Here is an 11,818-nt window from a genome sequence, read left to right on the forward strand (position 1 = left end):
CCATGTCTGTTTCAGAAGACACTTTGGATGGCCCCCACCCAATGGAGCCGGGGGCAGGGGAAAAACACACTGCCTTCCAGCCACTGCAACACACTGCCTTCCAGGCATTGGAACACACAGCCTTCCTTAAAGGGCTTTTAAAGCCTTTTAAGGGTAAGGGGGAACTGGCCGAATTCGGGGATGCGTGCAGTCAACTGACGGGCAGCCTGATCGAGTTGGCCATTCAGGGCGTACTGACCCAGGCGGAGCGTTACCCGTTCACGTTGTTGCCCATCCGACTGACGAGACAGTCCACTGGAGCGGGCACGGTGTTCCTGCGTTGGAGCCGGGTGGATCGCAGCAAGATGGGTGTGGATCTGTGGGCGGAGTTGATTCGTGATGAGCGTACCTCCATCAGCCTGGTGCCCGATCTCTATGCGCTGGAGCTTCAGCGGATCGTGATCAACATGCAGATCAGCCTGACCCACAGCATCAGTCGCCAGGCGTTCCTGTGCGCTTGCAAGGTGGAGGTGGCCGACCAGGTTTACCGTCAGCGAATGGATCAACACATCAGCCCTGACACGGAGGAGAACTGACCATGTCCAGCAATTTTTGGGGTGAGGGCAACATCGGTACGAAGCCTGAGTTCAAGGAGATCCCCAACGGCAACAACGAGCCTTACCGGCTGCTTCGGCTGAACGTGTACTTCGACAATCCGATTCCGAAAAGCGATGGCGAGTACGAGGATCGAGGTGGTTACTGGGCCGGTGTTGAGGTGTGGCACAAGGACGCTGAGCGATACTCAGAACTCTATCGCAAGGGGATGCGGGTGCTGGTCATAGGGCGAATGCTCATGGACAAGTGGGAGGATGATAAAGGCGTCCAATGCCGTGCGATGAAGGTTCAGGCCAGTCGCGTGGGGATATTGCCGCATCGTGTCGAGATCGTTGTCATGGCGGCACAGGAGCGCTCTGTGCCGGTCCCTGAGGCTGATGAGCCGGAATGAAGGGGAGGGCGTTGAGTTGGAGGGCAGCGGTTCCTGGGAGGGACTGCTGTCACTCTTGAGTTACTCCATATCGCTTATCAGTGCACTGACACGTCAACCGGGTAGGCGGACTGCAGGCACTTCATCAATGTACTCATCCCCATCGATCCAATCGCGGTAGCCCCGTCCACGGGCAGGGCCGTAAGGATGTGCTCTGGATTTTCTTGGGGGGCTGTCTATATTTTCTTTTCCCATTAACTGTGCAGGCGGTTAGGTGTGAAAATTACTCTTGATGATGCGGAGTTGTTGCAGAAAATCAAACTTGCAGACGCTGTGATAGCTGTGGTTAAGGCAGTGTTGGGCAATACGCCGTTGAATCAGCGCAAGGAGATTGAAAGATTAGATGTGGATGTGTTGGGGGATTTGAACTCCTATACGAGAATCGGGATCGCAAAACAGTACTTTCTCGAGATTGGTGATAAGAAAAGGCAGCTCAGTCAGGAGTTGCAAGAGAAACATAAGGCTCGATTTGATAATAACTATATTCGGGGTGGGTATTCCAACAAAATAGTCAATCATAGGCCAAAGGTGGTAGTGGCTTCTTTACACGAAGAGGAGCGAGGTGTTTGCCAAGACTATGCATCGTTGGCCTATGCATTGCTGCGAGAGTATCTCCCCGCCTCTGAGAAGGTGAGCTACATATACTCTAAAAGCATTGTTCATTTTTATTGTGCGATTGGCGATTTCGATGTGAGGAATGCCTCTAATAAAATAATCGTCGTTGATCCTTGGTATACAAAAGCTCAGGCTATTTTGTGGCAGCACAGTCACCACAAAGCGCAAAATTTTGGTGGTGCGGTTATCTATTGTAAGCCAGGGAAAGCGAGTCGAGATGTTGCTACTGATCCGCTTAGTACAGAGTATGCTGTTAGGTTGATAGCATCTGCGCGGCATAAATTTGAGGAGTCCGCGAAATCGTGTCGCCTGAGATTTGATAGGACATTGGAAGGGAGGTTGGGTAAGGGGGAGTATTATGAAGAGGATCCCAGGGCGTTGGATACTCAGGCTTACGCACATGCACTCAATAGAAATAACAGCGCTCAATATGGTAATAATGTTTATACGTATAAGGATAACTCGAAGCTTGTCGAGTATGTTGCACCGGATTGAATGTCTTGGTGGATTCGCTTTAAAGGTTTGCTGGCGTGTGTCGGAGCATCATGGTGGGAGAGACTGTCCTTGCCAAGGTGGCCGCCGAGCAAGCCGGGGCACTGAAACAGTACGCAATAGACACGGGAAGAGGCTTGAGCTCGTCGTGGCTTACAATCAGCGCGCCATCCTCAGTTCAGTCATAGGGACATGTCATGCGAACGAATCAACTCCTGGGCACGCTGTGTTTCACCTTTCTGGTCATCTCGGGCTGTCAGAGCCCCACACAGGAAACGCTTAGGTCACCAGTCCCCATGCGGGCTGCTGCTGTGTCGAACATCGTCACGCTCGACAAGGGTGGCTTTGTGCTGACGTACGACTGCACGAACCACACAGCGTTGCGCTATCAGTATGCGCTGACCGCCGATACCGGTTCGGTGCCGCGTCCTTCGTCGTTTCGCCTGGACCCGGATCTGCCCAGTGGCTGTGGTCAGCAGTCCAGTGCGGCGACTTACTCCAGTGTCAGCGGTTGGGACCGGGGCCACCTCGTGACCTCCAACCACATGGATTACGACGAGACCTACATTCGTCGCGCCAACTACATGACCAACATCGTGCCGCAGGTGGGCACCTTCAACCGCGGTATCTGGAAGCAGGCGGAGGAGGTTGCCGAGTGCTATCGGGATCTGGCGACGGTTCACGTCTACGGTGGTGTGGTGTACAACGATCCGTCGAACGATTACTTCGTGGCCTCCCATGGCATTCGTACGCCTGACTATTTCTGGAAAACCGTCATCACCACGAACGCGGCCGGGGAGACCCAGGCCATCAGTTGGTACATTCCTAATCAGGCCAACCTGGGCAATCTGGACACCTACATTCGAAGCATCAATGAGCTCGAAGCCGAGGTCGGGGCTGAGAACGTGAACATCCCGGTGTCGGCCAGTGTGAAGGCGCAAAAGCCGGCGGCCACTTGGCCGAAGCCGAGTGGGTGTGACCTCAGCTAGGTTCAATGCACAGGTTTACAAGCCTGGTGTCCGCACTCATGTGGTCTCGACATTGACAGTCGAGCCGATGGATCCTCCGGAAACAGATACGATGAAGTCGGCCGCTCTTTGACAGAGGGTCGCTCGTGATGAACGGATTACCAACTCAAGGGGCATAATCGAGAGAGGATCAATGTCGAGGCGTTCTTCTGGTGCACTGCGAAGCGACAAAGTCAGTTCTGTCCACTGGCGGTCATCTGGAGCAGTGCAATCACCATCAGAGTCAATATTGCAGCCTGTTCCCCAGAGATGCTCGGCGATGCTGTAGAAGTCGGGCAATGGTCCCGCTGGTGTGATTTGAATGGAGTAGTGAGAAGGCATGAGTTTTTGGCTACGACCTATCAAGGGGGGAAGGTATCTATAACCTGCGAGCCTTTCACGGTCTCGACGATCAGAAGGTTAGACAATCGCAGGTGGACCTATAGCCGCCACCCTGCCATCCGGGTCAACGAAACAGGCGCATCAGGCCCTCACTCAACTGTGCAAATCTGTTCCTGATGAAGTCGCGCGGTTGCACGCGCTCGCCAATGCAGCAGACGTCAGGGTCGGCCTTTGCGTACCAGACCGGGACGCTGTCGCCAATGTTATAACGCGCGACGGCGTCTAGCAGTTTGTGTCGCGAACGAGCATCAAGGGTCTCTCCCCAGGTTTTGTGCAAGCGCTGGCCCTCGGCGCTGTAGCTGAAGGTCAGAAGGGCACTGCCACCGCGCCCCGGCTTTCCTTCAACGTAGGTGATCTGGCCTTCGACGATAGAGCCCTCGGTCATGCGCAGTATTCGAATCATCCGCCACAGGCTCACTAGCGTGCCCACTGCCGCTACGAGAACCTTTAACAACAGAACATAAGTCATAGTGCGAGCAGTCCTTGCGAGCCGGCGGGTTTGCGCGATTATTTCCTGATTGGCGGCCAGATGCCACCGTGTGATAGATGCCATGTGGCTGGCCACAGGAAGCTGCGCCGAGGTTCATACGCAGGCGTAGTTTTCGCTGCCTTGCTGAATGCCTTTGAGCATCCACCACGTTTCACACAGCTGGACCCAAAGCGGACGAGCATTAAAGGTAATGGATCAATTAAGCGTCTGTCGCGCTCATGTATTGAGTGAAGTTGTTGATGTGGTCGTCGAGATTATCCTCGAGCATCATCCGGTACTGCTCACAGAAATAGTTCAGCATCGCCTCGCGGGCCTGGGCCATCTCCTCGCCAGATTTGAAGCCGCGAGCGCTTACCCAAGCATTGAACCGGGTGGTCCCAAACATCATCGACGCGCTTACCTTGCCAAGGTTTTCGAACGCCTTAAGCTGTTCGTTCGATAAATTTATATGCGCGTCTGCACGGTCGTAGAACGATTCGTCAGTGTTTTCTGGCATTGCTCAATACCTTTTTGATTTCGTAATGGGCCGACATCGGCTTGTCGCGCCCGGCTGAAGTCGACCGAAGCTGCCGGTTGTGGGGGGCTCTCAGATGTTCAGAAGCATTCTGCAAATTCTCGGAGCCTGTCAAACAGTCGGAACCCGACATAGTCAGACCTGCGCTTGTACGGCGTTCGATAGTAGCAATCCCAGTAGCTGATCATGCGATCTCGCGTTGCCTGAAAATACGTCGGGTTGTCCCGGATGAAGGTGCCGTAAAGCGCGGGGGCAAGGGCGTGGAGATGGGTTTCACAGGTGCTAAGAATCTCGATGACGTACTCGCCAGTGAGCTGGATAACGAATGGAACAACCCAGGGCTCAGAGACTGGAAGAATACGTTCCAATTGACGCTGGCGCACACGGCCGTCGTGGTGCCGTGTCAGAAGGCACGAGTACATGACGCTCTGCGTTCCCGTCAACGACTCACAGGCTTGCTCGTTGCCCTCGTGATGAATTCGGTACGGGATGGTCAAGTGATCTTCACCGACTCTGACTGCTATACCCTGATGGGTTGCCAAGCCAGTACTGCCCATGATTTGGCAAAGACCATCTGCCTGCAATTTCAGGCTGGGTGGGAAAGCACCTGTGATTGAATCCATTGGACCTGAGGGATTTGATGGGAGGAGGGATGGCATGCACACGTCTCAGCTGTTTGGACGGTTCTCAGAGCTACCATCTTGGCAGAAATCCGAAGGCATCGGTCGGTACGTTCATTCACCATTGGGCGCAGAGACTGATTGAGTCGTTTGGCCTCTCTTGGCAATGGCTCTGCCGGCAGCTTTTGGCTGATTGTTGCATGTCACGACCGACTGAAATCGACCCAAAGCTGACGTTCGGCTGCTGTCTCCACCCACACCAGTCAACCACGTTGTATATGGCCGATAGCGCTTTCTGAGCATTGTCTCCCCTATACTGCCCCGTTCCATCGCGCGAGAAGCCTTTCCAGGGCCTCCCGTGCTACGTGCTGTACCAGTTCTGGTATATCTGTCGAGGACAAGGAATGGCGGCAAAGTCGAAAGTTGCACACATCAAGCGAACTCTCGTAGGAGAGATCATTCGGGCCCAGAATATGACTCACGCAGTCCAGGCGCTGCCGAGGTGGTCTCCTCAGAACACGATCAACACGATCCATACCAAGCACGTAAACCAGATTATTGAACTCGCGTTCATGGGCATGGTTTCTGCCTGGGAAGAATTTCTCGAAGCTTCACTGGTGCGATACATGACGGGAGCGGAGGCCGCTAATGGCTATTGTCCGACTCCCAAATATGGGCGCGCGAAAGACTTGAATCACGCCTACGAGATCTTGTCGAATGATCCTGACTACAAGCGGAGCAGAGACTACTTGAAGGTCACCGAGCCGCGGGGGGTATGGCGTACGGCTGACTTCTTTTTCGCTCACCACCCCTACGGCGCGCTGAATGGAAAGGACGGTCTCATTCGGCATGCTTCCGCAATCAGGAATCGAGTCGCGCACAATTCTGAAAAGTGCAAACTGTCCTTCAAATCCACCGCATGCGCGTTACTTGGGACCAAGCAACTCACTAGCGGCTACCAGCCGGGAACCCTGCTCACCGCTCCAATTCAGCGCGCATTTCCAGCTAGCTACGTAGCTCGTGGCCTGAGTCATTTTGAGGCGTTCGCTGAGCTTTACGAGGAACTAGCCAAGATCATTGTCCCAGATTGACTCTTCTGGCTAGGGAGGCCGGCTGCATCCCTGCACTTATGGGTAAGTGCATAGGCTAGCTCACCTATTTGCAATCGACCTCACCTGTCATTTGCATCGAATCAGTCCGGTATGCTTCATGACCCTGATTGGCAGGGAGCGACCCGAAGCCTCTGGCCGCAAGTGGCCGGTTTCTGCCCGTTACGATTGATCGAAATCTGCCCAGGGTTGCCAGTGGTCAGAGGTAAGTGCGACTCAATGGTCGCATGTTGGGCGGTTCATTTTCGAGGCAGGAAGCTATAAGCTACGAGCCTTTCATCAAGAGTGCCCCACGGCGGATATGGACATCAACCTACTCACCGAATCCATGCTGGGGTACTGGGAAGGTCGCTCCGGTATCTGGCAGTGCGAGTATCAGTTCGGGCAGTTGCTGATTTACGTTGAGCACCGCAAAGGTGAGCGGCTGCATGAGCGCCTTGTCGCTGCCCAACGTATCGTTCAGGCCGTTTGGGATGATCTACCTGAGGCGTTGGCTTTTGCCGAGCAGCTCTGCAAACCGCGAATGCCTGATTTGTGGCGACTCTATGAACGCAATGCCCAGATGGGCTCGCCGCTGTACGTGTTCTCGATTCATTTCTGCCTCGATGACCCTCATCCGTCCTACAGCGTTTCAATGAGTCCAGAGTTCGATTGGGATCGCCTAGTGATCGACGTGGATGAGAAGGGGCAGGAGCACGCGATCAGCCTGGCGCAGTATGAGCCGGCGGATACGTTCTGGCTCAATATCCAGCGTGTGGGGCACGGGAATTTCAGATGTGATGACTGACCCACAGCCGGGTCTGTACATTTCATTCTTTCTATTTGGCTGTCCTGGTTCTGGTCAACGCAGAGTGGTGCGCACGCGCTTCGGGAGCTAAGGTCGACCGTCTGCTCTTGGGTCACGCTCTACCCATTTCCTCATACGAAGCATCAACGACCGTGATGCGCTCATCCCAAGCAGTTTCAGCGACATCTCGGATGATTTCGGCTAGCGTCTCAACATCCACACCAAGGGCCCTGATACAGGCCAAGCGGCCGCGCGACCAATCGACAACGGTGCACTGTGGGTATTTCCCTAGCAGCGTGGACAAGGCTTCCTGAGGCGACTCATTGCGGGTGTACATGAAGTCAAAGTACGGGGAGCTGGTGTCCTGAAGCGAGTACACCTGAGCCCAAGCATTTGATGGGCCAGGAAACCACAGGGTGACGTTACGATGCGCCCATTCCGGCCCTCCGTGTTTGATGTGGCGAAGTACTTCGATGATCGATTGGCAATCGGGTATTCGGGTCATACGATCAGGGTCAAACTTCCAGCCAGGCTCAGGCTGAGCGGCTGTGTTGCTGGCCGCAAGTGCAGTCATTGCTGCTTTTCTCTTCATCGCGTTACCTTAGGTTCGAGCGTCATCTGTTGGCCCACGCTGACACTCCATCATTGGCCGGCTTGTTCCTTAAGCAAGTTGTCAAACCCCTCCAGTGCTACGCGGAAGTCTTCCAGCGCAAAGCTCACCGGCTGGCTTTCTGTGAACCAGCGGGTGGAAATGCCCACTTCCAACTTGCCGGAAGCGCTCCAGCCGAAACGGCGCCAGTGCAGGGTGTCGCCTTCAATGACCTGTTCGGCCATCAGCACGGTGCAGTCGAAATCCATGTCGTCGCTGCACACCAACAGCGGTACGAGGGTGGAGGTGCCATCTTCTCCGGGGATGAAACGACGTTTCGCGAGAGCGTCTTCGTCCTCATGCACCAGCCAAATTAGCGAAAGACCGAGCGCGGCAACCTGGGGATCATTGAGATGGGTGGCCAACCATTGTTCGATGGCCACGTCGTCGATGGTCAGCCAGGCGCAGGGGCTGCTAGAGAAGCCTGCCTGATGGCGAGCGGCATGGATGCGGTGGTGCATGGGCAAAGTCCTTTAGATTGGGTGAGCGCTTCGCGAGCCCGGGTGCAACGAACGCTCGGTGAATAGATCGTTGACCGCTTGCACACCCTGAGCTGATAGCGGTCATTGAGCTTCATTGCTCTTCGTTCGGTATTCAGCGGCGCCTGTAGATGATTACGTCTCCTCGAGAAGGGTAGCGTGATGGTCGGCCCCATAGAGCATGTTGAAAGGCTGGCAGGGCATGAGCCCTGCCAGAGAGTCAGGTCAGAAGAGCCTGCAGCATCTGAAGCACCTCCGGAATCTGGAGGAATTTCAGCGTCTCTGTCGCGAGCTTAACCAGCGCCAGCGCCATTTCCCAAAACGGACTCATAGCACCCCCTATTTGCAAGGCTTTACAGTTACTGGTCTTGGTGTCACCGGTCCTGTGTGCTAGGGTTTGTTTGCTATGTTCGGCACAAAGGACTGGGGCTAAACGTCACCAGGGTTAACGTCTTTGCGCTGTCAGGTATAGGGCAGATGAGGGTGCAACCTCATTTGCCTTTTTTACTTTCGAGCGCCCCCTTCAACTACCGTGCCTACTTTATTGCAGGCGACATAAGTCCTTGCAAAACAGATTTTGTCGAACTGCGTTAGGGAAAGTAGTTGGAGCGAGGTCACATTAATTGAATGTGACGGTGCTCGTCAAGAGAGAAGATTTTAACCTGATTTTAGCCAAAAAATTTGTTCGGTTAATTGGAGTAGGGTTTGCTCAGGACCTGCTCGTAGAAGGGCTGGACAGGCGTTTGTGATTCTCTACACGTAAGTATAAGAGCTGGGGAGTCAAGATTTTCTAGGGAGTGCAATCTCTTGAGTTATGGCGCGTGGTAAACACCGAGACATAACGGAAAAAATGGCAGCAGGAGACAAAAAAGGGACAACAAGAGGACAGAAAAGGGACAGTAAAGAGTGTGGCTGAAGTGTGGAAAGAGTATGGAAAGAGTATGGAAGCAATATCAAATAGGTATCTAAAGGATATCGTAGCGACTGCAAGCTGTTATCCACTCATTTTGAGAGTGGCAAGATCAAATCTCCGCCCTGATTTCTGACGTTTCCGACTGCGGTGTCGACGGGATACCACTCGAAGGCTTCGACGGGCAGGCACAGGTTTTTCGCGATGTCCTCTGCCCGTGCTGGCGAGAGCTCGGGGGCGATCCATTCCCTGGCGTGTTCCGGCGCCAGCACCAGCGGTCGCCGGTCGTGGATGTCGACCATGCCCTGGTCGCTGGCGGCGGTGATGATCACGAATCCGTCACCTTCGTGGGGTTCAAGGCCGGGGTGAACCTGGGCCAGTGCCGCGAAGAACATCGGTGCCTGGCTCTTCAGGCGAATGAAATAGGGCTGCTTCTTCTTCGGGTCGTTGGGATCTTTCACCCACTCGTACCAACCATCGGCCACGACCAGTGCTCGCCCACTTGGCCAGAGCTGTTTGAAGAATTTCCCGGTGGTGACGGTTTCGACCCGTGCGTTGATCGGATCAGGTCGTTTGCCTTTGGCCCAGAAGGGCGCCCAGCCCCAGTGCACGGGATCGATCCGCAGACCTTCATCAACGCTGTGCAGGATCAACACCCGGGTAGTGGGAGCGATGTTGTAGCGAGCGATGGGCTCATTGTCGTAGCCGCTGATGACGTCTTGCTCGGCCTCAAGCTCGCGCAGGTAATCCGCCATACCCTGATACTGCGCAAATCGTCCGCACATGCTGAGCACCTCCGCTTGTCGCCATCCCCCTCAATGGAATTGACCGCAAGGCTCCTACAACGTTAACTGTATATTCGTACAGGTATTTCGGAAGTCGTGCGTCATGAGCTTTACCATTTTAGGCCCTCTCGCAGAAGGCGGTGCCGAGCTGCCCCTCTGTTCCTTCAAAGTGCCGGCGGGTTTCCCGTCGCCGGCCTCTGACCATATCGAACAACAGATCTCACTGGATGAGCTTTTGAACATACGAGCGCCCCATGTGTACCTGGTGTCGATTGAGGGGGACAGCATGCAAGGCGCTGGAATCTTCGACGGCGACTTAGCCGTGGTGGATCGGTCTATCGAGCCGTTGCACGGGCATATCGTTGTCGCACTGCTGAACAACGAACCGGTCTGCAAGCGGCTGTGCAAGCAAGGGCCAGAGGTGATCCTGAAGTCGGAGAACCCCAGATACCCGTCCCGTTACGTCATGGAAGGCGATGAGCTGTCGATCTGGGGGGTAATTACCTTCAGTGTGCGCAGCCATGGTCATTGAACGCCCTGAGCCGGTCTTCGCGCTGATCGACTGCAACAGCTTCTATGCAAGCTGCGAGCGAGTGTTCCGGCCAGACCTCGCCCATACGCCCATCGTCGTGCTGAGCAACAACGACGGCTGTGTGATTGCCCGCTCTGCGGATGCCAAGCCGCACATCAAGATGGGTGAGCCGTACTTCCAGATCCAGGACAAGCTCCGCCAGCACGGCATCGTGCCGTTCTCTTCGAACTATGCGCTGTACGGGGACATGAGCCAGCGGGTCATGACAGTGATTGAGTCCATGGTGCCGGCGTTGGAGGTCTACAGCATCGATGAGGCGTTTGCTGAACTCACTGGCATGACCGAGAACCTGGAGCAGTTGGGGCGCCGCATACGCGCCCAGGTGCTCAGGAGTACTGGTATTCCGGTGGGGGTGGGCATTGCCGGTACCAAGACCCTCAGCAAGCTGGCCAACCATGGCGCGAAGAAGTGGCAGGCGCAATTGGGTGGTGTCTTGGATGTCCGGGCACCGAACCGCCGGGAGAAGTTGCTGAAGGCCAGCGACGTATCGGATGTGTGGGGCATTGGCCGAAAGATGACGGCGCACCTGGCCGGGATGGACATCAGAACCGCTTGGCAGCTCTCACAAGCTGATCCTTGGATGCTGCGCAAGAACTTCAGCGTGGTGATCGAGAAGACGGCCCGTGAGCTGGCAGGGACGCCATGCCTAGAGCTGGACGAACCCGACGCACCCAAGCAGGAGATCTGCTGCAGCCGGATGTTCGGCCAGCGGCTGAAGACATTGCCACCGATCAAAGAGGCTGTGGCCACTTACATGATGCGAGCCTCGGAAAAACTCAGGGCCCAGCAGTCCCTGTGCAAGAAGATCCGGGTCAGCATCCGGACGGGGATGTTCAACCCGGAGGAGGCCAAGTACGCGAACGGGGTGGTGATTGATCTGCCGTACCCCACGGACGACGTGCGTCTGCTGACGAAAATGGCAGTGGATGCACTCGACCAACTCTTTCGGCCTGGCTTCAGATACAGCAAGGCCGAGGTCCTACTGCTCAATCTCTGCCAGCGAGGCGAGTACACCGATGATCTGTTCGCCGCCTCTCAACCCGCTAACACCACGAAGGTGATGACCGTCCTGGACCAGATCAACAACCGATGGGGCAGGGGAACGCTGCGTGCAGCCAGCGTCCCGCTGAACCCCGAGTGGGGCATGCGCCGGGAGATGATGAGCCGCAGCTTCACCACCCGGCTGGATCAGTTGTGGAAGGTGTCGTGTTGCTAAACTTCGGGTTCACGGGAGAAAACAAGAGATGGCACACAGTGGTCAAATGATCACTAAAATCATCTCTTAATTAGAGTTGTCGTGATTTTCTATTTGAGTATTATTAAGTTTATCAGTTTGTGATTAT

General features: G+C 55.1%; 14 protein-coding genes. 9 read left to right on the forward strand and 5 right to left on the reverse strand.

The annotated features are described in order from the left end of the window. Positions 1-2: 2 nt before the first annotated feature. The 4 genes from NUH87_RS00650 (at position 3) to NUH87_RS00665 (ending at position 3,120) form a co-directional block, all read left to right on the forward strand. Positions 3-575, forward strand: a complete 573-nt coding sequence (locus NUH87_RS00650; RefSeq protein WP_338524242.1) for a DUF3158 family protein — start codon at positions 3-5, stop codon at positions 573-575. 2 nt (positions 576-577) lie between these two features. Continuing rightward, a complete protein-coding gene (locus tag NUH87_RS00655) occupies positions 578-985 on the forward strand; it encodes a single-stranded DNA-binding protein (protein ID WP_338524243.1) in 408 nt (135 codons plus the stop codon). 255 nt (positions 986-1,240) lie between these two features. Next, entirely contained in the window at positions 1,241-2,134 is an 894-nt protein-coding gene (locus NUH87_RS00660; protein ID WP_338524244.1) for a hypothetical protein, read from the forward strand. Positions 2,135-2,427: 293 nt separating this feature from the next. Beyond that, positions 2,428-3,120, forward strand: a complete 693-nt coding sequence (locus tag NUH87_RS00665; protein ID WP_338527038.1) for a DNA/RNA non-specific endonuclease — start codon at positions 2,428-2,430, stop codon at positions 3,118-3,120. 484 nt (positions 3,121-3,604) lie between these two features. On the opposite strand, the gene NUH87_RS00670 is transcribed toward NUH87_RS00665, so the two are convergent. Both NUH87_RS00670 and NUH87_RS00675 read right to left on the reverse strand, forming a co-directional pair. Then, entirely contained in the window at positions 3,605-4,009 is a 405-nt protein-coding gene (locus tag NUH87_RS00670) for a DUF3592 domain-containing protein (RefSeq protein ID WP_338524245.1), read from the reverse strand. A gap of 220 nt (positions 4,010-4,229) precedes the next feature. Further along, on the reverse strand, positions 4,230-4,526 hold the full coding sequence (locus tag NUH87_RS00675) for a DUF3144 domain-containing protein (RefSeq protein ID WP_338524246.1): 297 nt from the start codon (positions 4,524-4,526) through the stop codon (positions 4,230-4,232). A 278-nt stretch (positions 4,527-4,804) separates the two neighbouring features. Here NUH87_RS00675 and NUH87_RS00680 point away from each other — a divergent pair, with 278 nt between their 5' ends. From NUH87_RS00680 to NUH87_RS00690, 3 genes are all read left to right on the forward strand, one after another. Continuing rightward, positions 4,805-5,161 carry a hypothetical protein gene (locus tag NUH87_RS00680; protein WP_338524247.1) on the forward strand — a complete coding sequence of 119 codons (357 nt, stop codon included), beginning with the start codon at positions 4,805-4,807 and terminating at the stop codon, positions 5,159-5,161. A 407-nt stretch (positions 5,162-5,568) separates the two neighbouring features. Continuing rightward, the gene (locus NUH87_RS00685) at positions 5,569-6,255 is read left to right on the forward strand and encodes a hypothetical protein (RefSeq protein ID WP_338524248.1); all 687 of its coding nucleotides are present in this window, start codon (positions 5,569-5,571) and stop codon (positions 6,253-6,255) included. Between the two features lie 319 nt (positions 6,256-6,574). Further along, the gene (locus tag NUH87_RS00690) at positions 6,575-7,060 is read left to right on the forward strand and encodes a hypothetical protein (RefSeq protein ID WP_338524249.1); all 486 of its coding nucleotides are present in this window, start codon (positions 6,575-6,577) and stop codon (positions 7,058-7,060) included. Positions 7,061-7,172: 112 nt separating this feature from the next. Here NUH87_RS00690 and NUH87_RS00695 read toward each other — a convergent pair whose 3' ends face one another. The 3 genes from NUH87_RS00695 to NUH87_RS00705 all read right to left on the reverse strand — a co-directional run bounded on the left by NUH87_RS00695 (position 7,173) and on the right by NUH87_RS00705 (position 9,883). Next, positions 7,173-7,652, reverse strand: coding sequence for a hypothetical protein (locus NUH87_RS00695; protein ID WP_338524250.1), 480 nt, complete (start codon positions 7,650-7,652; stop codon positions 7,173-7,175). 50 nt (positions 7,653-7,702) lie between these two features. Next, positions 7,703-8,170 (reverse strand): hypothetical protein, encoded by a 468-nt coding sequence (locus NUH87_RS00700; protein ID WP_338524251.1) that lies wholly within the window; start codon positions 8,168-8,170, stop codon positions 7,703-7,705. Positions 8,171-9,190: 1,020 nt separating this feature from the next. Further along, positions 9,191-9,883 (reverse strand): SOS response-associated peptidase family protein, encoded by a 693-nt coding sequence (locus NUH87_RS00705; protein WP_338524252.1) that lies wholly within the window; start codon positions 9,881-9,883, stop codon positions 9,191-9,193. 103 nt (positions 9,884-9,986) lie between these two features. On the opposite strand from NUH87_RS00705, the gene NUH87_RS00710 reads away from it, so the two are divergent. Next, entirely contained in the window at positions 9,987-10,415 is a 429-nt protein-coding gene (locus tag NUH87_RS00710; RefSeq protein WP_338524253.1) for a translesion error-prone DNA polymerase V autoproteolytic subunit, read from the forward strand. Further along, positions 10,411-11,691 carry a translesion error-prone DNA polymerase V subunit UmuC gene (gene umuC, locus NUH87_RS00715; protein WP_338527040.1) on the forward strand — a complete coding sequence of 427 codons (1,281 nt, stop codon included), beginning with the start codon at positions 10,411-10,413 and terminating at the stop codon, positions 11,689-11,691. Before NUH87_RS00710 ends, umuC begins: the two co-directional genes overlap by 5 nt. Positions 11,692-11,818 lie beyond the last annotated feature (127 nt).

The organism is Pseudomonas batumici (genome assembly GCF_036585405.1).
Lineage (GTDB): Bacteria > Pseudomonadota > Gammaproteobacteria > Pseudomonadales > Pseudomonadaceae > Aquipseudomonas > Aquipseudomonas batumici.

What these genes read in the sequence shown, in the direction of transcription:
- NUH87_RS00695 (WP_338524250.1), bottom strand. Translation starts at nt 7,652, where the DNA reads ATGAAGAGAAAAGCAGCAATGACTGCACTTGCGGCCAGCAACACAGCC.
- NUH87_RS00655 (WP_338524243.1), top strand. Translation starts at nt 578, where the DNA reads ATGTCCAGCAATTTTTGGGGTGAGGGCAACATCGGTACGAAGCCTGAG.
- NUH87_RS00710 (WP_338524253.1), top strand. Translation starts at nt 9,987, where the DNA reads ATGAGCTTTACCATTTTAGGCCCTCTCGCAGAAGGCGGTGCCGAGCTG.
- NUH87_RS00690 (WP_338524249.1), top strand. Translation starts at nt 6,575, where the DNA reads ATGGACATCAACCTACTCACCGAATCCATGCTGGGGTACTGGGAAGGT.
- NUH87_RS00665 (WP_338527038.1), top strand. Translation starts at nt 2,428, where the DNA reads ATGCGGGCTGCTGCTGTGTCGAACATCGTCACGCTCGACAAGGGTGGC.
- NUH87_RS00685 (WP_338524248.1), top strand. Translation starts at nt 5,569, where the DNA reads ATGGCGGCAAAGTCGAAAGTTGCACACATCAAGCGAACTCTCGTAGGA.
- NUH87_RS00670 (WP_338524245.1), bottom strand. Translation starts at nt 4,009, where the DNA reads ATGACTTATGTTCTGTTGTTAAAGGTTCTCGTAGCGGCAGTGGGCACG.
- NUH87_RS00650 (WP_338524242.1), top strand. Translation starts at nt 3, where the DNA reads ATGTCTGTTTCAGAAGACACTTTGGATGGCCCCCACCCAATGGAGCCG.
- NUH87_RS00675 (WP_338524246.1), bottom strand. Translation starts at nt 4,526, where the DNA reads ATGCCAGAAAACACTGACGAATCGTTCTACGACCGTGCAGACGCGCAT.
- NUH87_RS00705 (WP_338524252.1), bottom strand. Translation starts at nt 9,883, where the DNA reads ATGTGCGGACGATTTGCGCAGTATCAGGGTATGGCGGATTACCTGCGC.
- NUH87_RS00700 (WP_338524251.1), bottom strand. Translation starts at nt 8,170, where the DNA reads ATGCACCACCGCATCCATGCCGCTCGCCATCAGGCAGGCTTCTCTAGC.